The sequence below is a fragment of the Actinoplanes sp. NPDC048796 genome, from assembly GCF_040650035.1.
Lineage (GTDB): Bacteria > Actinomycetota > Actinomycetes > Mycobacteriales > Micromonosporaceae > Actinoplanes.
This window is the reverse complement of record NZ_JBEZGO010000004.1, coordinates 484,881-506,681: the sequence shown is the minus strand read 5'-3', so window position 1 is coordinate 506,681 and position 21,801 is coordinate 484,881. Positions and strand designations below refer to the sequence as shown.

The 21,801-nt window shown below is 71.7% G+C and carries 15 protein-coding genes; 2 read left to right on the top strand and 13 right to left on the bottom strand.

Translation table 11 applies throughout. From position 1 onward, the window contains the following. Positions 1-35 precede the first annotated feature (35 nt). From AB0C26_RS21040 to AB0C26_RS21000, 9 genes are all read right to left on the bottom strand, one after another. A complete protein-coding gene (locus AB0C26_RS21040) occupies positions 36-2,666 on the bottom strand; it encodes a hypothetical protein (protein WP_360249666.1) in 2,631 nt (876 codons plus the stop codon). Next, positions 2,663-3,739: a patatin-like phospholipase family protein gene (locus tag AB0C26_RS21035; RefSeq protein ID WP_360249663.1), complete on the bottom strand. Its 1,077-nt coding sequence runs from the start codon at positions 3,737-3,739 to the stop codon at positions 2,663-2,665. The genes AB0C26_RS21040 and AB0C26_RS21035 overlap by 4 nt, the downstream gene beginning before the upstream one ends. A gap of 1 nt (position 3,740) precedes the next feature. Then, positions 3,741-7,037 carry a caspase family protein gene (locus AB0C26_RS21030; protein ID WP_360249660.1) on the bottom strand — a complete coding sequence of 1,099 codons (3,297 nt, stop codon included), beginning with the start codon at positions 7,035-7,037 and terminating at the stop codon, positions 3,741-3,743. Between the two features lie 3 nt (positions 7,038-7,040). Continuing rightward, positions 7,041-7,409: a hypothetical protein gene (locus AB0C26_RS21025; protein ID WP_360249657.1), complete on the bottom strand. Its 369-nt coding sequence runs from the start codon at positions 7,407-7,409 to the stop codon at positions 7,041-7,043. 147 nt (positions 7,410-7,556) lie between these two features. Next, the gene (locus AB0C26_RS21020) at positions 7,557-9,074 is read right to left on the bottom strand and encodes a methyl-accepting chemotaxis protein (RefSeq protein WP_360249654.1); all 1,518 of its coding nucleotides are present in this window, start codon (positions 9,072-9,074) and stop codon (positions 7,557-7,559) included. Between the two features lie 40 nt (positions 9,075-9,114). Then, a complete protein-coding gene (locus tag AB0C26_RS21015; protein WP_360249651.1) occupies positions 9,115-10,482 on the bottom strand; it encodes a transaminase in 1,368 nt (455 codons plus the stop codon). Between the two features lie 27 nt (positions 10,483-10,509). Further along, positions 10,510-11,400 (bottom strand): nucleoside hydrolase, encoded by an 891-nt coding sequence (locus AB0C26_RS21010; RefSeq protein WP_360249648.1) that lies wholly within the window; start codon positions 11,398-11,400, stop codon positions 10,510-10,512. A 4-nt stretch (positions 11,401-11,404) separates the two neighbouring features. Continuing rightward, on the bottom strand, positions 11,405-12,613 hold the full coding sequence (locus tag AB0C26_RS21005) for a sulfatase-like hydrolase/transferase (protein WP_360249645.1): 1,209 nt from the start codon (positions 12,611-12,613) through the stop codon (positions 11,405-11,407). A gap of 87 nt (positions 12,614-12,700) precedes the next feature. Continuing rightward, positions 12,701-13,054: a hypothetical protein gene (locus AB0C26_RS21000; protein ID WP_360249642.1), complete on the bottom strand. Its 354-nt coding sequence runs from the start codon at positions 13,052-13,054 to the stop codon at positions 12,701-12,703. Between the two features lie 140 nt (positions 13,055-13,194). Here AB0C26_RS21000 and AB0C26_RS20995 point away from each other — a divergent pair, with 140 nt between their 5' ends. Next, the gene (locus tag AB0C26_RS20995) at positions 13,195-15,594 is read left to right on the top strand and encodes a phosphoketolase family protein (protein WP_360249639.1); all 2,400 of its coding nucleotides are present in this window, start codon (positions 13,195-13,197) and stop codon (positions 15,592-15,594) included. Positions 15,595-15,872: 278 nt separating this feature from the next. Here AB0C26_RS20995 and AB0C26_RS20990 read toward each other — a convergent pair whose 3' ends face one another. After that, entirely contained in the window at positions 15,873-16,025 is a 153-nt protein-coding gene (locus tag AB0C26_RS20990; RefSeq protein ID WP_360249636.1) for a hypothetical protein, read from the bottom strand. 267 nt (positions 16,026-16,292) lie between these two features. Between AB0C26_RS20990 and AB0C26_RS20985 the strand changes: the two genes are divergently transcribed. Further along, positions 16,293-16,622, top strand: a complete 330-nt coding sequence (locus AB0C26_RS20985) for a hypothetical protein (RefSeq protein ID WP_360249633.1) — start codon at positions 16,293-16,295, stop codon at positions 16,620-16,622. Positions 16,623-16,680: 58 nt separating this feature from the next. Here AB0C26_RS20985 and AB0C26_RS20980 read toward each other — a convergent pair whose 3' ends face one another. From AB0C26_RS20980 to AB0C26_RS20970, 3 genes are all read right to left on the bottom strand, one after another. Then, complete coding sequence (locus AB0C26_RS20980) at positions 16,681-18,852, bottom strand: bifunctional diguanylate cyclase/phosphodiesterase (protein WP_360249630.1); 2,172 nt, start codon at positions 18,850-18,852, stop codon at positions 16,681-16,683. Between the two features lie 126 nt (positions 18,853-18,978). Beyond that, positions 18,979-19,689 carry a nucleotidyltransferase domain-containing protein gene (locus AB0C26_RS20975; protein ID WP_360249627.1) on the bottom strand — a complete coding sequence of 237 codons (711 nt, stop codon included), beginning with the start codon at positions 19,687-19,689 and terminating at the stop codon, positions 18,979-18,981. 845 nt (positions 19,690-20,534) lie between these two features. Next, positions 20,535-21,767, bottom strand: a complete 1,233-nt coding sequence (locus AB0C26_RS20970; protein WP_360249624.1) for a sulfite oxidase — start codon at positions 21,765-21,767, stop codon at positions 20,535-20,537. Between the last annotated feature and the right edge of the window lie 34 nt (positions 21,768-21,801).

Below are 21,801 nucleotides of genomic sequence, written 5' to 3'. Positions count from 1 at the left end.
AAGGGCTCGTCCTTCGGGGCGGGCCCTTTCTCCGTTCACGGGCCGTCGACGGCGTACGAGATGCGGCGCGCGTCGACCTTCCGGGCGAGGCGTTCGGCGGCCAGGTAGGCGCGGGTCAGTCCGATGCGGACGGTGTCGGCGTCGGTTCCGCATTTGGTGAAGGTGAGCAGGCCGACGTTGACCACGGCGACGACCGTGGCGTACGCGATGACGTCCTGCAGGACGCCGAAGTAGATCATGATGGTGAAGCCGAGACAGATCAGGCAGTAGGCGAGCATCGACGGCGTCCAGACCCGGTATTTCTCGAGGCCGACGATGCGCGGCGGGATCGTCGCATTGGCCGGTACGCCGTCGGCCCGGGCCGTCTCGCGGGAGAGCTCGACCGCGCGGTCGGAGAGGACCCGGCCGCCGAGGTTGACCAGCAGGCTGTTCACGAGCAGCAGGGTCGTCGCGGCGGCCCACCACATCGGGGCGATCAGGTTGACCGCTACCGCCACGAGCGGCATGAGGACGGAGTTCGCCCGGTCGAGGACCTCGATGGACCACCGCGCGGTGCCGCTCAGCCCCGGGAATCCGCGGACCGTGCGGGCGCTCAGCCCCGCGTAGATGTTCTGGTAGTACTTGACCGAGGCCCAGGCCATCGAGAACATCGCGATCCGGCAGGGCAGCGTGTCCTCCAGGGAGGCCGGCGGCTCCCGGTACCCGTCGGCGCGGAGCTTGGCCAGCTGGTCCTCGAGCACCCCGCCCGGGAGCACGTTCAGGTCGCGCAGCAGCAGGTACGCGGTCACCAGGACGGTCAGGTACCACCCGGCGGCGCACGCCCGCGACCACCACATCAGGGAGGTCGCCAGGGACCGGCGGTCGTAGACGTCCTGGCCGGACAGGCCGGTGGCCGCGCGGTGGCCCGGGAACTCGTACCGGTCGACGGCGAAGACCGTCTCGCGCCACAACCGGGTGAGGCGGCCGGGCGAGCCCGAGTTGGGCGCGAAGTTGAGCACGAACCGGCGGCCCCGGCTCGGCGGCCCGAACAGTCCGTCGCGCCGGTCGACCTTGTGCGACAGCGCGGCCTCGGCCAGATACGTGTCCTTCAGGTCCGCCCAGTCCTCGGGGGAGAGCCGGGCCTCGGGACCCATGTCGGCTTTGCCGAAGAGCAGCAGACGGCTGCCCGGGTCCTCGTCGATCAGGTCTTCGAGGAACCGGCCGAGGTAGTGGGTGCGCCGGTAGAACGCGTCCGGTACGACCGAGTCCCCTTCGCGGCCGACGCCGCTCAGGCCGATGATGAGCTGGCCGACGGAGTACAGGTCGGCCCGCCACGACGGTTTGTCCTCGCGCCGGACCTCGGGCGCGATGTAGCGCGCGTCGCTGGCCTGGCGGCCCAGGCCGGACTGCCCGTAGAGGTAGTTGCGGCCGAAGTCGACCAGGGTGAGCCGTTTCCGGTCGCCGCTCCCGGTGACGATGATGTTCGACGGGTTGAGGTCACCGTGCACCAGACCGTGCTCGCCGATGTCCGCTATCGCGTCGAACAGCAGCGGGCCGACGGCCTCCAGCGTCTCGCCCCGGGCGTAACGGCCGCGGTCCTGCCTCGAGCGCCGCCGGCCGGCGGGCCCGTCCGGCGCGGTGACGGTGTCCCGGCCCTGGACGAACTTCTCCAGGGTGACGCCGTCGACGAAGTCCATCGCGATCCACCGGGAGGCGCTGAACCACACCCGGGCCGCCACCTTGCTGTGCCAGGTGTTCTGGTACTTGAGGGCGTATTCGCGCGTCGCGGAGGCGATCACCGGGACCTCGGTGTACGGCATGAGGACCAGCTTGACGGCGAGCTGGCCCGGTGGCTGCTCGGCATGGTCGCGTAACCGGGGATCGTCGGCCAGGGAGGCCGGGGCGGGGCCGCGGAGGATGAACGACGTCGTGCCGAACTCGTGGAATTCGTACTGGCCCAGGTCGAGCGTCGGCCAGAAGTCGGCGGCCGCCGACGCGCGTTCGCCCTTGTTCCGGTCGGATTCCGCCTCGGCCAGCGCTTTCCGCGCGGTTTCGGGGTCCTCGACATAGCCGAACCGGAGCTCCTTGCGCTGGACCGCGATGGACGACTTGACGGATTCGAGCTCGTTCGCGTCCTGTTCGGTGAAGTCCTGCCGGTACAGCTCCTTCAGCACCGTCGTCACGGCCGTGTTGAGGATCAGGCGCCGGGCGACCGCAAGCCGGTCGGCCTCGGACAGGTCGGGCCGGGCCGCTTCAGGGGCCGGCGGGCCGGGCGGTTCCGGTTCGGTGCTCTCCGGCGGCGGGACCTGATCGACCGGCCGGTCGGCGATGTCGTCGAACCGGCCCCGGTCGGCGTGTTCCAGCGTCGACACGGTCAGGAGCAGCACGGCCAGGTACCCGAACTCGGTCCACGCCGAGACGTCGCGTTCGCCCAGGCGCGGGATGTCGAGCACCCGTTCGCACCAGGCGGTCAGGTCGCGTTCGAAGGCCGCTCGTGGCACCTCGTACAGGACGTGGAAGGAGTTCGCCTCGAAGGGCAGGTTGACCAGGGCGGTGCGCAGCGCCTCGATCGGCTCCCCGGGCTGGCGGGTGAGCACCTCCCAGGTCGTCTGCAGGTTCTCCAGGTCACGGTCGGGCGCCTGCATCGCCTTGACGACCGACTTGATCCATTCGTTTTCGCTGATCACCGTTGCTCGCCGTCGTCGAGGTCGACCGGGAAACGGAAGTCGTGCCGGCCGTGGTCGGGGATGACCAGGCGGGGCATGGCCCGCCGGTACCGCCCCTCCAGCGCGAAGTAGGCGACCTCGTAACCGTCGCGGGCGCCCTGGAACAACCGCCAGGGGTTCATCTCGTGCCGTACCACCTCGCGCTGCGCCGGCAGCGGGGCCAGATCGAGGATGTACGGGCCGGGCACCGGTTCGGCGCGCTGCCGTTCGAGGGCGACGCGCGCCTGTTTGTACTCCTGGACCGAGCGCAGGTGGCCCGTGCCGAGTCCGGGACGGATGCGGTTGAGCCGGGTCCCGACGTAGCGGTTGAGCCAGGAGACCCCGGGGCGCATCGAGCCCATCGGGCGGGTGCTCAGCGACAGCACGTGGGTGGGCGGAGCGTCCTCGGTCCGCTGCGCGACCAGGAACGGGTGGGCGGTCAGGACGCCGCCGTCGACCGCCCGGAAGCCGCGGAAGCTCGTGGTTCCGGGTACCGCTATGGGCAGCCACATGCTGGCCCGCAGCGCGGCCCGCAGGTCGTCGTCGGAGGTGAAGTCCCGGGCCAGGACGGTGTCCAGGTCGTCGACGTTCGTGACCATGATGCACAGCGGGATCGGCGACGATCGTACGGACGCGTAATCCATGGGTTTGGTGAAGTGGACGATCTCGTCCAGGGCGAAGTCGAGGTCGATCAGCGGCCGGCCCCGCAGGCCGCGGCGGAAGTCCAGGAACCGCTTGCTGGCCAGATCGTCGAAGTAGATCGACAGCGGGTACCAGGTGTCGCCGACCAGGAAGTAGGCGGAGTTGACGGCGCCCGAGGAGCAGCTGTAGACGACGTCGAAGGTCTGCGTGTACCCGAGGTCCTCCAGGGCGGTGAGCATCGCGGCGGAGACGATGCCGCGCAGGCCGCCGCCCTCGACGGCCAGCGCCACCCGGTACCCGTCCGAGCGCGATCCGGGCCGGCTGTCCTCGGCCCGGCGCCGGCGGAGCACGTCGAGGACGGGGTGGTCGGCCGCCCAGGCGCGCCGCGGGCTCGGTAGTCGCGTGACGGACATGTCAGAACTCACCTTCAGCAGCGGACCGGACGCGGAACAGGAACGTGCCCCCGTCACCCGCGACGGCGATGTGCTCGCCGTCGGGCAGCCACGCGCAGTCGTTGGCCGGCGTGGCCAGCCGGACGGCGGCGACGGGCCGGGGATCGAAGGGGTCACCGGTGAGGCGCCACACCCGCAGGAGGCCGTCCGAGTCGGCGGTGGCGAGCAGGGCGCCGCGGGGATCCACGGCACAGCCGCGGATCGCGCCGTCGTGGGCCCGGACGGCGCGGGTGAGGTCGGCGTACCGGGGTGACAGCCGGATGATCCCCAGCCGGCCGGACTCGGTGCCGAGGAAGATCAGGTTGCCGTCCGCTGTCTGGGCGGCGCACAGCGTGGCGCCGCGGTCGCCGGAGGCCGCCGGCGCGACGCGGTCGGCGTCGCCGGTGTGCGGCCAGTGGGTGACGGTGCCGTCGGCCTGCGCGAGCGTCAGCGACTCGGTGCCGGGGAGGTAACCGCACCAGCGCACCGCGCCGTGCGCGGCGAACCGTGAGCTGCTGACCGTTCCCAGGCGGGTGTCCCAGCGGCGGACGCTGCCGTCCTCGTAGCCCGCGGCCACCCGTGTGCCGTCCGGGCTCACCGTGCAGCAGGTGACCGGCTTGCCCTCGGTGCCGAGCCGGCGGCGCCCGTCGCGCGGCGAGGTCACCAGGATCCGGCCGTCCGGGTGGCCGGTGACGAGATGACCGGCCTCGCTCATGGCCGCGCAGGTGGCCGGAGAAGCGGGGAGGCTCGGCCCGGGTCCGGCGTCCGGGCCGGTGGACCACTGGCGTGGCGCCTCGAAGCCGCCGCTGATGACGCGGCCGCCGTCGCCGGAGACGCAGCAGTACGAGGCCGGCGCCGAGAGGGCCGGTGGTTCCCAGGACGCCGCCGCCGGGCTGGTCGAGAAGAGCCGTACCGTGCCGTCGGCGTTGCCCGTGACGACCTGGGACCGCCCGCCCGCCCGGGTGCCGGTGACCGGGACGACCGCGCAGCAGCGCACGCCGGCGCCGTTGCCGGGCATGCTGATCAGGTCGTTGACCTTCGGCCACCACAGCTGGATCTGGTCGTCGTAGCCGGCCGAGACCACCAGCCCGCCGCGGGCGGCGTCGTCGCCGGCGGCGGCCGCGCAGGCGAGGACGCGCCCGGCGTGCAGGGTGCGGGCGGCGACGAGCGCCTCACCGCTGTGCACCGCGACGGTGCCGTTGCGGAAGCCGATCACCAGCCACCGCTCGTCCGGGTCGCCGGCCTGGAACGAGCAGCAGTCCACGGGGGAGCCGTATCCGGGGCCGACGAAGGCCGCCGGTTCCGGCCCGGGCCGGGCCATCCGCCAGATCGAGACGCGCCCGTCCTCGGAGCCGACGGCGAACCGGTCGCCGGCGGGATCGGCGGCGCAGCACGTGATCACCTTGGAGTGCCCGCGCAGCCGGGCCGGCGCCGGGTGGCCCGGATCCTCGCCCGCGAGGTCCCACAGCCAGGGCTGGCTGTCCGCGGTCACGGCCAGGACCCACCGGCCGTCGGCGGAGATCGCGCAGCGGGTCACCGGCCGGCCGTGCTCCAGGTCGAGCCGCGGGCCGCCGCCCGTCTCGGCGCGGACGTGGGCGCGGCGTCTCGAGCCCAGCACCAGCCGCCCGGCCGCGCTGTGGGCGATGGACTCCAGCCCGGCGGCGGTGCCGTCCGGGGTCAGCAGGGCGTCAGTCATGTCGTGACCCGCGCCGGCCGTGGTGGGCGCGACGCTCCAGCGCTTGACCGTGTCGTCGTGCCCGACCGTCCACACGGCGAGCGGATCGCCGCCGGCGGCGCAGTCGCGGACCGCTGCGCCGTGCGCGCCGAGCACCCGGACGAAGTTGGGGTGCGGCATGTCGGCCAGCGGCCAGACCCGTTCGAGGAAGGGCCCGGCCGGCGTCGCCCGGAATCGTTCCACCAGCGGCCGCAGCGTCGGTTCGTGATCGATGCGGCTCAGCAACGTGTCGGTGAACGCGTCCGATCGCGGGTCCAGCAAGTGGGCGCAACGGGCGAGGGCCTCACGCAGCAGGACCGCCACGGGTGAGCCGTCGGCCAGCAGGCCGGCCTCGGCCGCCGCCGTCGAACCGGTCCACCGGATGGTGGCCTGGATCCAGCGCAGGTCGAGGACGAGGTCGTGCCGTTCGCCGTCCAGTCCGGCCGCGCGCAGATGCCCGGGCAGGTCCACCCCGACGGCGGACAGCTCCGCCGGGAGCCGCCACCACTCGCCGCCCGGGACTGTTCGCCGGAGGCTTTCGACGAACGACCGGTGGGCGCCGGGTGCCGACGCCCGCAGGTCACCGTCGGCGGCGATCAGCTCCCGGGTGCCGTCGGTGAGCCGGGCGGCGCCGCCGGTCACGGCCACGAAGCTCCAGCGGTCGGCGAGCTCGCTCAGCGCCTCGCGGACCTCGGTGGTGTCCCACCACCGGCCGAGGACGTCGAGGGACACCGGGCCGGGGAAGATGGACAGGTCGCGCAGCCGGTCCCGGTCGGCGGCGTCCAGCCGGCTCAGGCCGGCGCCGCCGGGCCGGGGTCCGACGGCCCCGGCCGCCTGGGCCAGCGCGTCGGACCACCATCGCTCCTGCCACGGCGCCGGGTCGTCGTCGCGGAAACGGGCGACGACGATCTCCGCGCTGCTGCCCGTTCTCCTCTTGATCTCGGGCCGGACGCCGCTGAGGAAGGCCCACAGGCCGTCGGCGGTGATCGCCGGGCGGGTGCCGGCCGCGCCGAGCAGCCCCCGCGCCAGTGCGGCGGTGAAGGGGCTCGGTTCGCCCGGGCCGCCGTCCCGGGCGGTGCGCGAACCGATCGCACTGGTGATGAGGTAGGAGTTGTCGACGACCAGCTGGTCCATCTCGTACGCGCCGGAGTAGCACGCGTCCAGCACGACCAGGATCCGCCGGGCCGGGCAGCGGCGGAGCACCGCGTTGAGCGTGCCGGCCGACACGGCGGTGCCGGCCAGCCGGCGCCGGTCGGTGTCGCGTCCGGCCAGGTAGAGACCGCCGCCGCGTTCCCGGAAGCCGTGGCCGCTGTAATACAGCAGAAGCGTGTCATCCCTTTCGGTGACATCGCATACGGCCTCGATCACCCGGACGATGGCGGAATGATCTTCATTGAGCACCATCTCGACGGCGGCGGGGTCGCCGGCGCAGATTCCGCTGCGCGGATTGGTCAGCGCCCATTTGATCAATGCGGCGTCGAATGGCGGTGAGCTCAGATCGGGGATTTCTCCCGCGGGATCGTGAACGTCGAAGATCGAATTGGCGATGATGACGGCGCGGTGCATGCCTCACCCGTCGATGATTCGCTTCACCAGGTCCCAGGTTCCGGGGTCGTCGACTTTGTCGGCGGGAATCTCGACCTGCAGATCTTGACCGGTGCGCTTGATGACGACGGAAGTGCCCTGGGTGGGACTCTCACCGCGCGCTTTCAGCCAGGTGGTGACGATGTCGCGGAAGGCCGTGAACGCCCCGGCCGAGCCGAGCGCGACGATCAGCGTCTCGGCCAGCCCGCGCTCGCCGGGTGCCGGGGCGCCCGGCACCACGAGACGGTTCCTCGCCAGCTCGTCGTACAGCTCCCCGGCCTCGGCCTGCCACCGCTCGTCGGCGGGGTCCCAGCCGTTCGAGACGGCCTCCACCGTGAATTGTTTGTCCGCCATTTCCGTCTTTCGCTAAAGGTGTCGGTGCCGGTGAGCATGACACCTTGCCGGATGGCAAGCAACAACCCTAGGTGCGGTATAAATGCCGAGATCGCCTCTTGCAGTCTGCCTGGCGAACGGGGAGCGAGAAAATCTCGCGGGATAGCGTCAGGAGGCTTCCAGCGCGTGGGCCATCGTGGCCTGTTCCTCCAGTACTTCGCCGATGCGGGTCTGCACCGCGTCGAGCTGGTGAATGGTTTCGCTGGTGTCGCGGATGCCGCCGGCCACCGATTCGGCGCTCTCCTGCAGGGCGGCGATTTGTTCCGAGACCTTCTTCGTCGCCTCGGCGGTCTCGCGGGCCAGCTCCTTGACCTCGCCGGCCACGACCGCGAACCCCTTGCCGATCTCGCCGGCCCGGGCCGCCTCGATGGTGGCGTTCAGCGCCAGCAGGTTGGTCTGGTCGGCGATCGAGGAGATGATCTGGATGACGTCGCCGATGGCGGCCGAGGCGTTGCCCAGGGAGTTGACGTCGCCGGTCATGGCCGACGCGCGGCTCACCGCCTCGTCGGCCACCCGGGTGGCGTCGGCCGTGGCGGCGCGCAGACGGTCGACCGTGTCCAGCAGGGCGCGCGCGTTGGCGGCGGCGGTCTCGGCCGCGCGGACGACTTCGAGGCGCTGGGAGACGAGCTGCTGAACGTTGCGCAGGGCGTCGGCCCGGGAGTCGGAGAGGTCCACGTACTCGGTGGTGAAGAAGTCCATCGTGCCGATGATGCGGTCGCCGCTGACGATGGGGAAGCAGACGCCGGAGCGGACGCCGGCGCGCTGGGCGGCGGGCGCGCGGACGCAGTCGGTGAGCTCGCCGATGTCGCGGACGAAGACGAGGTCGCGCTGGCGCCAGGCGCGGCCGGACAGGCCGACGCCCTCGGCGAAGGTGGCGGCCAGGGTCACCTTGCGGAATTCCTCGCCGGCGTTGCCCGACTCGACCTGGAACTTGAGCACGTTCTCCTCGGGGTCGACCTCCCAATAGGAACCGTAGGCCCAGTGGAAGGCGGTGCGGACCGCGTCGAGCGCCGCCTTGAGGGCCAGCGACGAGCTGGCGGTGTGGCCGAGCGCGGTGACCACGCTGGTGACCGCGAGGCGGTCGTCGGCGACCTGCCGGGTGTTGTACGCGGCGAGGGCGGCGACCCGGATCTGCTCGGCGAGCCGGCCGATCGCGCCCCACTTGCTGATCAGGGCGGCGTCCATGGCGAGCGGGTTGCCGCCGTAGTACTCCATGACGGCGATGACCTTGTTACCCCGGACCGCCGGTACCGCGATCCCGGCCCTGGCGCCGGCCCGGATCGCGCTCTGGAAACGAGGGTCGGGGCTCGCCTGGTCCGCGTTGATGTACACCGGCTTCACGGTCCGCATCGCCTGCTGGGCGAGCGCGGAGGGGCCGCCCAGCTGGTCCTTGATGCGCCCGAGCTCGAACTCGAGTCTGAGCCCGCCGTTCTCGACGCACCAGACCGCCCCGTACTCCATGTCGTAGTACTCGACATAGGTGGAGACGTAGATGCGCCAGGTGCTGGCCTCGCCAGTGGCGCTTTCCAGGTTGGTGGCCAGCTCCTCGAGAGCCTCGATGTCGCGCGGGGGTTCCCTGCGCACCACTGGAGCGGACTGCTGTTGCCGATTGCCGAACAGGCCCATGGCCTCAGGCTACGGAGTGAAATGCCGGTTTTCCGGGTGTTTAGGACGCAAGTTCGTGCAATGCCTCCGCGAAAATCCCGTGGTGGCGCTCGACGTCCTCGATCGTCGTCGCCGGCGACATCAGGGCCATGTTGTGGAACGGCGTCAGCAGGACGCCGCGGTTGGCCAGGTAGACGTGCAGGAAGTCCTCCAGCTCGCCGTCGGCGACGGCGGCCGACTCGGTGCCGTTGCGCGGCGCGGGATCGGCGAAGCGGTACTCGACCCGGGCGCCGAGCTGGCTGACCGACCACGGCAGCCCGGACGTCTCGATGATCTTGCGGATGCCGGTGGCGAAGGCCGTCGCGGTGTCGATCATGCCGGCGAAGGCGCCGTCGGTCAGGACCTCCCGCAGGCAGGCGCGGGTCGCGGCCATCGAGACCGGATTTCCGGCCAGGGTGCCGCCGACGCCGCCCATGTCGACCAGATCCAGGTCCGTGCGGCCGGTCAAGGCCGTCGCGAGATCTTCGGACAGGCCGTACGCCCCCACGGGTATCCCGCCGCCGATGGCCTTGCCGATGGTCACGACATCCGGCGACAACCCCCAGAACGCGGTGGCGCCGCCCGGCCCGGCCGAGAAGGTGTGGGTCTCGTCGTTGATCAGGTACGTGCCGTACTTGCGGGTCAGCTCGCGGACCCCGGCCAGGTAACCGGGCTCGGGCAGCACGATGCCGATGTTGGTCAGCGCCGGCTCCATCAGGACCGCCGCCACGTCGCCGTGGGCCAGTTCGCGCTCGAGGCCGGCCAGGTCGTTGAACTCGGCGACCCGGCTGGTGTTCGTGACGTCGGTCGGCGCGCCCACGTTGCCCTCGCGGCTGCGGCCGTGGCCGTCCGGGCCGACGACGATCAGCGACTCGTCGACCGAGCCGTGGTAGCAGTAGCTGTGGAACAGGATCTTCGGCCGGCCGGTCACGGCCCGCAGCAGGCGGATGGCCCAGCGGTTGGCGTCGGTCGCGGTCAGCGCGAAGCTCCAGTACGGCACGGTGAAGCGCCGGGCCAGCTCGGCCGCCACGATCGCCGCGTCCTCGGTCGGCATCATCGTGGTGGCGCCGCCGAGGGTGGCCAGGCGGCGGGTGACCGCCTCGACCACCGGCGCGGGGGAGTGCCCGGCCATGGCCCCGGTGTCGCCGAGGGCGAAGTCGAGGTAGTCGTGGCCGTCGACGTCGGTGATCCGGTTGCCGCGGGCCGTCGCGACGTACAGCGGGAAGCCGGCCGCGGTCTTGTTCATCCAGGTCATCGGCACGCGGCCGAACAGGTGGCCGGACCGCTGGTAGGCCGCGGCCGAGCGGGGGTTGCGCTCGGCGAAGGCGGCCCGCTCACGGGTGGCCAGCTCGGCGAGACGACCGCGATCAACTCCGGATTCCGTCGACATGGCGCGATGCTACTAATGATCTGCTCTTTAAGCGATACCTCTGCCGCTGATTCCGTTGATCCGGTCCAGGATGATCTTCTCGGCCGGCTCGTCCACTGAGAAGACCGTCCTGACCGGTTTGTCGCCGGTTTCGGAAATATGGCCGTCCGGGCCCACCCGGAGCGGAAGCTCGGGCGACCCCACCGCGGAGATCTCGCCGACGGCGATCGCGGCGGCGAGCGGATCGTGCAGCGGGACCGCGCGGATACCCGTACGGCCCTCGTAGAAATCGAGATAGGCCGGCAGCATGCCGGCCAGCGCCCGGGTCAGCGGGGTGCCGCCGAGCCGGGCCCGGTCCTGTTCGGTCCAGCGGTGCCGCAACGTCACGTCGAGCGGCACCAGGGTGACCGGCCACGCGGCCCGCAACACCTCGTCGGCCGCGGCCGGGTTGTCGGCGATGTTGGCCTCGGCCCGCGGTGTCACGTTGCCCGGCACCCGCACGGCGCCGCCCATGACCGTGACGCTCCGGATCCGGCCGGGCAGAGTGGGGTCCTGCCGCAACGCCAGCGCGAGGTTCGTGCACGGTCCCGTCGCCAGAAGGTGCAGCTCACGGGCGTACTCAAAGGAAAGGTCCAAGAGAAGTTCGACGCTGGTACGGGGGTCGGGCGGCTCACCCAGGGGCAGCACCGCCCCGCCGACGCCGTTGTCGCCGTGCACCGCCTTGGCCCCGCGCTTGATCTCGCCCTCGCCGACCGCGACCGGGATGTCGTCGCGGCCGGCCAGAGCGAGCAGCCCCAGGGTGTTCCGCGCGGCCTGAGCGGCCGCGGTGTTGCCGTTGACCGTGCCGATGCCGGCCAGCCGCACCCCGGGATGGGCCAGCAGGTAGGCCACCGCGATCGCGTCGTCGATGCCGGTGTCACAGTCGAGATGGAGGATCATCGGTTCATGATGCGGCAGCCGGCGACCCGAACGCGGTGAAGAACCGGTCCCGGAACGCGTTCATCGGCCACACCGGCGTCGTGGCCCGCGGCCTCAGCCCGTCGGCCCAGTTCCAGTCGGTGATCCGGTCGAGCACCCTGGGGTCCTTGGCCACGATGGTGATCGGCACGTCGTGGCTGGCGTTCGCGCCCGCCGCGATCGGCGAGGGCTGGTGGTCGCCGAGGAACACCATCACCAGGTTCTCGTCGCCGTACCGCTCGATCCAGTTGATCACGCTGGTCAGCGAGTACTGAATGGACTTGCCGTACTCGGCCCGGACCTTCTTCGGCTCGGCCCACAGCGCCTTCGGTTTCGTGCCGTTCTCGACCATCGGCCCGTAGACCGAGCCGTCGCCGACCTCCCAGTCGGGCAGATAGCCGGGGATCGGCGCCCACGGCGTGTGGCTGGAGACCAGCGGCATCTCCACCATCAGCGGCTCCCGGCCCGCCTTGTCGTACTCCAGCGCGCTGAACTGCTTGAGCGTGAACTGGTCGGGCATCGGCGCCCAGCTGAACTTCGGCCCGTTGTAGCCCAGGTTGCGCGAGTCCCACACCTGCTCGTAGCCGTAGAAGTTGCCCTCCGGCCAGGCCCGGGTGGCGCCGGGCATGACGCTGACCGTGCGGTGCCCGGCGTCGCGGAAGGCGCGGGTCAGGGTGAGCCGGTCGGTCGAGACGAGGTTGCGGTACCGCTGCTCGTTGTTGATCCACAGCCCGGACAGGAAGGTCGAGTGGGCCAGCCAGCTGCCGCCGCCGAAGGTGGGCGAGGTGAGCCAGCCGCTGCGCGCGCCGTAGCCGGCCCTCTTCAGCTGGGCGGTGCCGTCGTCGAGGACCGGGTCGACCAGGGCGGCCAGGGCCGGCGTCTCGACGGCGCTGCGCCCGTAGCTCTCGATGAAGGTGAACATGACGTCCTTGCCCTTGAGCGCGGACAGCATCTGATCCGGCGCGACGCCCTTGAACGCGTCGTTCTCGACCTCCTTGGCGAAGGCGGCCTCGTCCCGCAGGCCGGCGCGGGCCTGGTGGGTGCGGTCCCACGCGTACGTGGCGCTGCTGCGCGCGGCGACGGGCACCGCGCCGTACACCGAGACACCGAGAGTGAAAGTCAGAGCCCAGGCCACCGCGACCCCACCGGCGGCGACCGCCGAACGGCGGCGATGACGGGCGGCGAGCGCGCCCACCCGCAGCACCGACCAGCAGGTGAGCGCGAGGACCGCGGCGACCAGCAGCAGGACCGCGGCGACGGCGGCGATCGCGGCGACCCGGCCTTACGCCTCGGCGGCGAAGCCGTACGCGTCGTCGAGCAGCACCCAGTCCAGCACCGGGTTGAACGGGCGGTTGAGCTCCTCGAAGAACCCCATGTCCAGGCACTTCTCGATGACGATGAGCCCGACCAGCACCCCGATGACCACGCCGGCGACGCGACGGGCCCTCGGCGGCAGAACGGCGAGGAGGGCGAGGACGACGGCGGCCTCGATCGGGATCCGGGCAAAGCCCAGCGGCGTCAGCCGGGACAGCACGTTGGGGAAGATCAGAGCGGCGAAAAGAATCACTCCGGCCAGGACCGTGAACGACAGCTGGACCCGGGGGCGGCGGAGGAAGGCACGAACGCGTTGCGGCACGTGAGAGGGAACGGATTCACAGTGCCGGACGGTTCACCGACATTCCAAAGTCACTTCGGAGAGGTACCAAAGACTCTATGGCCGCCCAGTGGGTAGGCCTAGGTTCAAGTCAACGACCGCGAAGTGAGAGGACATGCCCCGTGCCGACGGCGACCTCGGACCTGCCAGCCGTGCCCACTGAGGCGGAAATCGCCCAGCTGGACGCGTGGTGGCGTGCCGCCAACTACCTGACCATCGGCCAGATCTACCTGCAGGCCAACCCTCTGCTGACCGAACCCCTCAAGCCCGAGCACATCAAACCCCGGCTGCTCGGTCACTGGGGCACCAGCCCCGGCCTGTCGTTCGTGTACGCGCACGTGTCCCGGCTGATCCGGCACACCGGGCAGGACGCGCTCTACCTGACCGGTCCCGGCCACGGCGGGCCCGCCCTGGTCGCCGCCGGGTACCTCGAGGGCACGTACAGCGAGATCTACCCGCAGGTCAGCCAGGACGAGGCGGGGATGCTGAAGCTGTTCCGCCAGTTCTCCAGTCCCGGCGGCATCCCGAGCCACGTGTCGGTGACCACACCCGGCTCCATCCACGAGGGCGGCGAGCTCGGCTACGTGCTGGTCCACGCGTTCGGCGCGGTGATGGACAACCCCGACCTGCTGGCGATCGCCGTGGTCGGCGACGGCGAGGCCGAGACCGGCCCGCTCGAAGGCTCGTGGAAGGGCATCTCGTTCATCAACCCGAAGCACGACGGGGCGGTGCTGCCGATCCTGCACCTCAACGGGGCCAAGATCTCGGGGCCGACCGTGCTGGCCCGCAAGGACCCGGCCGAGGTACGCGAGCTGCTGAGCGGCCACGGCTACGAGGTCATCGAGGTCGAGGGCTCCGACCTGCCCGGCATGCACACCCGCTTCGCCGCCGCCCTCGCCGGCGCGTACTCGCGCATCCGCTCCATCCAGCAGGCCGCGCGGTCCGGCGGCGACGGCGACGGCACCCGGCCGCGGTGGCCGCTGATCGTGCTGCGGACCCCGAAAGGCTGGACCGGGCCCGAAGAGGTCGACGGCGTCCATGTGGCCGGCACGTTCCGGGCCCACCAGGTGCCGCTGGCCGGGGTGCGGGAGAACCCGGAACACCTCGCGCTGCTCGAGCAATGGCTCAAGTCGTACAAACCGGAGGAGCTGTTCGACTCCTCGGGCGCGCCGGTGCCGGTGGTGCGCGACGCCGCGCCGGCCGGCGACAAGCGGATGAGCGCCACCCCGCACGCCAACGGCGGCCTGATCACCCGCGACCTCGACCTGCCCGACTTCCGCGACTACGCGGTCAAGGTGGGCCAGCCGGCCACCGAGCGGGTCGAGTCGACCCGGCGGCTCGGCGAGATGATGCGCGACATCTACAGCCGCAACCCCGACCGGTTCCGGCTGTTCAGCCCCGACGAGACCAACAGCAACCGGCTCGGCGCGGTCTTCGAGGTCTCCGACCGGGCCTTCATGGAACACGTCACCCCGGACGACGTGGCGATCGGGCCGGACGGCCGGGTCATGGAGGTGCTCTCGGAACACAACTGCCACGGCTGGCTCGAGGGTTACAACCTGACCGGCCGGCACGGCATGTTCGCCACGTACGAGGCGTTCGCCATGGTCAGCGCGTCCCAGACGGTGCAGCACAGCAAATGGCTGGAGGAGGCCAACCACCTGCCGTGGCGGGCCAAGGTGCCCAGCCTGAACGTGCTGCTGACCTCGACGGCGTGGCGCAACGACCACAACGGCTTCAGCCACCAGGGGCCCGGCCTCATCCAGGTGGTGCTCACCGCCCGCGGCGACGTCAGCCGCATCTACCTGCCGCCGGACGCGAACTGCCTGCTGTCGGTGGCCGACCACTGCTTCCGCAGCCGCAACTACGTCAACCTGATCGTCATCGACAAGCAGCCGCAGCTGCAGTGGCTGACCATGGACGAGGCGATCGACCACTGCGCGCGCGGCGCCGGCGTGTGGGACTGGGCGGGCACCGACGACGGCCACTCCGACCCGGACATCGTGCTGGCCTGCGCGGGCGACGTGGTCACGATGGAGACGGTGGCGGCGGCCCAGATCCTGCGCGACAAGCTGCCGGGGCTGCGCGTGCGGGTGGTGAACGTGGTCGACCTGATGGCGCTGCCCCGCCCGAAGGACCACCCGCACGGCATGAGCGAAACCCTGTTCACCGAGTTGTTCACGGACACGGTGGACGTGGTGTTCGCCTTCCACGGCTACCCGGGGGCGATCCACCAGCTGGTGCACGGGCGGCCGGACGCCGACCGGTTCCGGGTGCGCGGGTTCATCGAGCAGGGGACCACCACTACGCCGTTCGACATGACGGTGCGGAACAAGGCGTCCCGGTACCACCTGGTGATGGATGCCATCAACAACGCCAAGCGGCTGCCGCGGGGGGCCGAGGATCTGAAGAAGTGGTGCGAGGCCCAGCTTTCGCGGCATGCGGAGTACGTGGTGGAGCATCTGGAGGACATGCCCGAGGTTCGGGATTGGACGCTGGGGGATTGGGCCACTCGGTCCTGACCTCGAGGGGGAGGGCCGGCGATTGTTGCCGGCCCTCTTTCGTGGGGTGGACTTGGTTGCGGCCTTGCCGGGTGTCACGTGGCGGCCAGGGGAGTGGTCACCGGTCGCTGAGCGCAGGGCGAGGTGGGGGAATCACCTCGCCCTGCTGGGTGCTTGGGGTTCGCTGCCGCGTTGTGGTCCGGCGAGAGATTCAGCCGGGCGGGCCGGGCTGGGTGGTGGCTTGAGCGGCAATTCCAGGCCGGTCGCGCGGGTTGGGTGGGCTGTCCTGGCCGATCGGGTCAGTAGCGGCGCCGGTTCTGCAGGCGGTCGAACAGGCCGCGCAGGCGGCGCTGGTTCTCGGGCTTGGCCAGCTGGCGGCGGCCCTGGTCTACCAGCCGTTGGCCCTGCGGGCTTCGCAGGAACGAACGGACGCGCTGGGCGAGAGTCGCCATCGTGGTGCCTCCTCGAATCGCGAGCCATGGACATACCCGCCGGCGAAGTCCCGCAATCGACTCGCCGGCTCCGGGATGCCGAAGCTGCCTGGTCGGTGCTGAGCCCAGTCGGTGCTGAGCCCGGTCGTCATGCCGGAGCGGGCCGGCTGGATCTTCGGTACTGCGCGAAGCCGCGGTCATTGACTGATCCCCCACCGGTTACGGTGGGTTGTTGGCGATCCGAGGATGAGGCTGCAGATGATCAATGCGCAAGAGTTCGCACGACGGTTGAGCACTCTCGGAGCTCATGCGTTCACCAGCGACGACATCGTGGATCTGGCGACCGCGGCGGAGGTGCGCATCAGCGCCGACCTCGAGATCGACGCCACGGTGGCGCAGCGCCTGCTCGACCAGATCTCGCCCAAGGTCCCGGTGACCGGGGCGCAGATGGTGGCGTCGCAGTGGCCGCCGCCCCAGTCGTCCCGGCCCGCGGTGCCGTCGGTGTCGTTCTCCAGCCCGGGTGCCGTCGACGCGCCGGCCGACCAGCCGGGCCGGCCCCGCGGTTCCCGGCCCGCCCGCAGCGGCCGCCGCCACGGCCCCGGCAAAGGCGGCAGGTGAAGCGGCTGACCCTCGGGGTCCTGGTCGGGCTGCCGGGTCTGGCGGCGGCCGTTGCTGCCTAGCGCTTCGCCGGGGTGGTGGTGGCCACCGCTGTGGAGAGGGCGAAATTGGGGTCGGCCACCGGGCGGCCGAAGTAGTAGCCCTGGAGCAGGCGGTAGCCGAGGCGGTGGAGGGCTTCGGCCTGGGCCGCGGTTTCGACGCCCTCGGCCACGGCGGCCAGGCCGAGGCCCTGGCTCACCTGGATCAGGGCCTCGGCGATGACCGTGTGGCGGCCGGCCTCGGTGATGTTGTCGACGAAGGACTTGTCGACCTTCAGGATGTCCACCGGGACCGTCTGGAGCAGGTTCAGGGAGCTGTGGCCGGTGCCGAAGTCGTCCAGGGCGATCCGGACGCCGAGCGCGCGCAACTCGTTCAGGGTCACGACTGCCTGGCCGCCCTCGAAGACCGCCGTCTCGGTCATCTCGACGGCCAGGCACGGGGCGGGCAGGCCTGTCTCGGTCAGGATCCGGGCCACCGTGTCGGCGAAGCCGTGGCGGGCCAGCTGGCGGGCCGACACGTTGACGCTGACCCGGTCGGGGGCCTGCGGGCCCAGTGCCGCGCGCCAGGCCGCCATGCGGTGGCAGGCGGTGCGCAGGATCCATTCGCCCAGTTCGACGATGAGGCCGTTGCGTTCGGCGACCGGGATGAAGTCGGCCGGGCTGACCATGCCGCGCTGCGGGTGCTCCCAGCGGACCAGGGCCTCGACCGCCGCCACGCGGCCCGAGGGCAGTTCGACGATGGGCTGGTAGACGACCCGGAACTGGGCGCTGTCCAGGGCCACCCGGATCTCGCCGCCGAGGCGGGCGTTCTCGCCGGCCCGCTCGTCCAGGGCGGGCGTCCACCGGCGTACCGGATCGCCGGTCTGCTTGGCCGCGTACATCGCGGCCTCGGCCTGGCGCAGCAGTTCCTCGGCGTCGACGCCGGTGCCGCCGGCCAGGCCCAGGGCCACACCCACGTACAGCTCGTGGCCGCCCGCGGTGAGCGGGTGGCGCAGCCGGCCCGACAGCTCGGCGGCCAGGGCGCGGGCCTCGTCGGCCGTGGCGTGCGGCAGCAGGACGCCGAACTCGTCGCCGCCGACGCGGGCCACCACCGCGCCGGCCGGGGCGCCGGTGCGCAGCCGGGCGGCCAGGCCGGCCAGCACCCGATCGCCGACCGGGCGGCCCAGCTCGTCGTTGACGTTCTTGAAGCCGTTGAGGCCGAGCAGGGCCAGCTGCGGGTGGGCCGCGTCGCGCAGCGCCTCGGTGAGGCGGCGCCGGCTGGCCAGGCCGGTCAGCTCGTCGGTCCGGGCGGCCCGGTCGAGCTGCTTCACGAAACCGGCCATCCTGGCGATGACCAGCAGGAACAGCACCGCGTTGGCGACCGCGACCGCGAGCAGGTCGGCACCGTCGTCGCGGACCGTGGGCACGAACAGCAGGGCGGGGGAGAGCAGCGAACAGGCGCCGAACAACAGCAGGCGGCCGCGGCCCACCCCGGGGGTCTCGCTGCCGTCGTACCCGCGCCGCATGGACGGGTGCAGCGCGGCGGCGGCCCACACGACGTACGACCCGAGGAAAGCCGGATCGGCCGGGTGCGTGTCGCTGAGCAGGGCGAAGCCGGTGTCGGCGGCGAACATCAGGGTGACCGCCACGGCCAGCATCCACACGCTCGGGCTGGCGATGCGGGCCCCGGTCAGCAGGCGCGCGAGCAGGGTCAGCAGCAGCACGTCGGCGGCCGGGTAGGCGGTGCTGGTGAAGCGTTCCAGGGCCGAGTCGGCGTCGCCGACGACGACCGGGTAGATGATAAAGATCCAGTAGACCAGGCCGAGGCCGATGGCCACGATCGCGGCGTCGATCAGGTTTCCGCGGCTGCCCCGCACGAGCAGGAGAAGACCGACGGCGAGCATGGGGTACGAGGCCAGGTAGAACACGTCGGCCAGGGACGGATACGGCTGCTGGTGCAGGACGAGCTGATAGAAGCCGTACGTGATGTCGCCGAACACGAACGTGAGCTGCCCCGCCGCGAACCAGTACCACATGGCCGGCCGGGCCGGGCGATGCAGGCGTACGGCCAGAAGCACCACCAGGGCCGAGACCAGCCCGATCGCGTCGTAGGCCAGCGACGCGGCGACCCCGTCGGCGGGCAGCACGTACTGCCCGATGATCGCGAGCGCTCCGGCCGCGAGCCACCAGCACCACACCCGTTCCCGCCTCACTCCCCGCCTGTTCGGCCGGAGGTAACGGAAGCTGAGACTTGTCGGGGCGGCAGCGCGAGGGGGCGGTCTCCGAGATCTCAGCGCCGAAGGAAAACGAGCCGGAGCGGGTCGTCGACGAGCTGCTGGTCACGACCACGTACGACGACGCGGACCGGGTCCGCTCGGTCGAGCCGGCGAAGGACTGGAGCTGAAGCCCTCGAAGAGCCGCCCGCCGTAACGGTCGAGAACGCCGTCCGCGAACGCGGCGGGCTCGTCCCGGGCCGCCAGCCAGTCGCCGGCCAGCGCCGGGTCGTACTCGCGGAGCTCCCGCAGCAACCACTTGCCGCCGCTGACCCAGCGCCCGGCGAAGGCCAGCGCGGCCCGCCCGGCGTCGGTCCAGACCGCCGCGGCGATGACGAGCCGCTCGCCGGGATCGGTTACGTGCTCGAGGTCGTCGAGCAGGTCGGTCAGGCCGTACCGAAGCCGGTCCTTCTCCTCCTGAGGCAGCGGCCCGGGCCCGTCGGCGAGAACGCGGGCGCAGCGCGCGGGCAGGTCACCCGGGTCGCCGAACAGGACGGCGCCCCGGGCCAGCATGCGATGGGTGCTGGGTTTGCGGGCGGCCAGCTCCCGCTCGAGAAACCCGGCCAGCCGCTCCGGGTTCTGCACGAACAGCTCCACCGGCCAGCCCCGGTAGCGCAGGCTCTCGCGAAACGCCGGCCCGCCCGGCCGCATCACGACGATGTCGAGATCGGACCCGGCGGTCCGCGCGGCGCTCAGAACACTGCCGGTGAGCATGGCCCACGAGGCGCCGGGAAAGCGTTGCCGCACGAGCTCGCGCGCGACGTCCACCGGTTCCATCGGGCAACTCTGCCACATGCTCGGCGGGAACACTCTGGTCAAGCAGGCACCGCTCGCCGCGTCATGTACCGGATCACGCTGGGGGGTGACGTCCCGCTAGGACCCATGGCCTGATCTCCGATATCCTCTCCAGGTGGCTGATGCGGCCCACCCGCCGCCGGTCCGGTTCCCGGCCCGGCGGCGGTCGCATTCTCGCTCCGCCTCCCCGTGTCCCGGCCCACCGTCGGCATTTTTTGCCTTCCGCTTTCTCGGCTTGCCCTTGGTGGTACGGCGGTAGCTTTCCGCCTGTCGCTGTTCACCTGCGCCACATCCGGAGCCGGCTTTGTTGATCTAGCGTTCGAGCCTCGCGGGTCCGTGATGCGGGGGAGGAACGGCGGATGAGGCGCTGGATCGCCGGGGTGGCGGTGGCGACGATCGGGGGCTGCGCCGGTCCGGGGAGCCCGGGCGCGGGGTACGGGCCTCCGACGCCACCGGACGAGCGGGCCCGGGAGATCCTGGCGCGGTACGACGAGGCGGTCCGGGTGAGCGGTGGCCGGCCCCGTCTAGTTCCGGCCGAGCCGCTGACCGGCTATGCCGGCCGGCTGGAGGAGCGCCACGAGCAGTACCAGAACGGCATCGACGCCGGACGGCTCGAGGCCGTGTCCAGCCTGCCGCCCGCGCGAACGGGCTCGGTGGTCTGGCGATCCGGTGGAAAGATCACCGTGCCGCTCCCCGGGGCGGCCGAAGCCCTGGCTGCGATGACGTCGGCTGGACCCGTACCGCCGCCGTGGAACTCGCCGGGCCGCTGGGCGGACGGGCCGTGCTGGACGTCGAGACCGGCACCCCCGTGCCCGTGGAAACCGGGCCTACGCCGGCCCGGTCGCGGTGACCGGGACCCGGACGGCCGCGTCGAAGAGATAGCCCAGGGTGTTGAAGCGGGCCACGTCCGGCTGGGTGTTGCCGCGCACGTCGGTGGCCCGGGCCAGCAGGACGTGGTCGCCGGCGGCGGGACGCCAGTCGAGTTCCCAGCGCTGCCAGGCCGCGTCGAGCGAGGGGCCGGTGAAGCGGGCCCGCCGCCACGTCGTGCCGCCGTCCGTGGACACCTCGACGCGCCGGATCCGGCCCGCCGCGGACCACGAGCGGCCGGTGAGACGGACCGGTTTTCCGGCCGGGAAGGCCGCGCCCGGGTCGAGTTCGAACGCGCTCTTGATGGACTGCCGGTCGAACGGCAGGCCCTCGGCCGGGAACTCGGGGCCGAACAGCCGGTAGAACTGGGTGTTCCAGGGCGAGAACAGCGGCACGTCGGAGACTTCGATCCGGCCCACCCACTTGATCGAGGCGATGCCGATCCAGGACGGGACGATCAGGCGTACGGGATACCCGTGATCCGGCGGCAGCGGCGCGCCGTTCATCTCGTACGCCAGGATGACGTCGTCCAGCGCCTTGCCGACCGGCAGCGGGCGGCGCACCGGGCCGAGGTCGACCCCGCCGGTCACGAAGGTGGCGTCCAGGCCGGAGGCCTGCACGTCGACCGCGTGGCGGCCGATGCCGGCGTGGCGCAGGACCGTCGACAGCCGTACGCCGCGCCACCGGCCGACGCCCACCGCGCCCAGGCCCCAGGCCGTGCCGGAGACGGTCTGGCCTTGTTGGGAGGTGAAGTAGCCGCGGCCGTTGCCGGCGCACTCGACGGTGACCGACCGGGTGACCGGCGGGAGGCGGCGCAGGTCGGCCAGGGAGAACGTGCGCGGGCCGCCGCGCAGGCCGGCGCCGAAGACTTCAAGCGCCCAGGTGGCACTGTCGATCAGCGGTGTACTCGTGTGGTTGCGGACGAAGAAGCGATCCACCGGCACGTGGTAGCCGACGTCCTTCAGCGCCGGCCAGCGGGTCTCCGCGTTGGTGCCGAAGACCTTGAACAGCTCGGGCGGCAGCGCCTTCACGATGGGCCCGGGCTCGGCGGCGGCCCGGGCGGGGGAGGGCGCTCCGGCCAGGGCGGCCGAGGCGGCGCCGGTCAGGGCGAGAAACGTGCGGCGGGAGAAGCCCCGGGCCTGCCCGGAGCGCCACTGGCGCAGCCGCGTCGAGTCGTATTCAAGCTCATCCATGACGCGTACCCTATCGGCTTGATAGGAGATGGGG

Bases quoted from the DNA above. Each gene is read 5' to 3' on its own strand.
- AB0C26_RS21035 (WP_360249663.1), bottom strand. From the start codon at position 3,739: ATGTCCGTCACGCGACTACCGAGCCCGCGGCGCGCCTGGGCGGCCGAC.
- AB0C26_RS21030 (WP_360249660.1), bottom strand. From the start codon at position 7,037: ATGCACCGCGCCGTCATCATCGCCAATTCGATCTTCGACGTTCACGAT.
- AB0C26_RS21025 (WP_360249657.1), bottom strand. From the start codon at position 7,409: ATGGCGGACAAACAATTCACGGTGGAGGCCGTCTCGAACGGCTGGGAC.
- AB0C26_RS21020 (WP_360249654.1), bottom strand. From the start codon at position 9,074: ATGGGCCTGTTCGGCAATCGGCAACAGCAGTCCGCTCCAGTGGTGCGC.
- AB0C26_RS21015 (WP_360249651.1), bottom strand. From the start codon at position 10,482: ATGTCGACGGAATCCGGAGTTGATCGCGGTCGTCTCGCCGAGCTGGCC.
- AB0C26_RS21010 (WP_360249648.1), bottom strand. From the start codon at position 11,400: ATGATCCTCCATCTCGACTGTGACACCGGCATCGACGACGCGATCGCG.
- AB0C26_RS20990 (WP_360249636.1), bottom strand. From the start codon at position 16,025: ATGGCGACTCTCGCCCAGCGCGTCCGTTCGTTCCTGCGAAGCCCGCAG.
- AB0C26_RS20975 (WP_360249627.1), bottom strand. From the start codon at position 19,689: ATGGAACCGGTGGACGTCGCGCGCGAGCTCGTGCGGCAACGCTTTCCC.
- AB0C26_RS20970 (WP_360249624.1), bottom strand. From the start codon at position 21,767: ATGGATGAGCTTGAATACGACTCGACGCGGCTGCGCCAGTGGCGCTCC.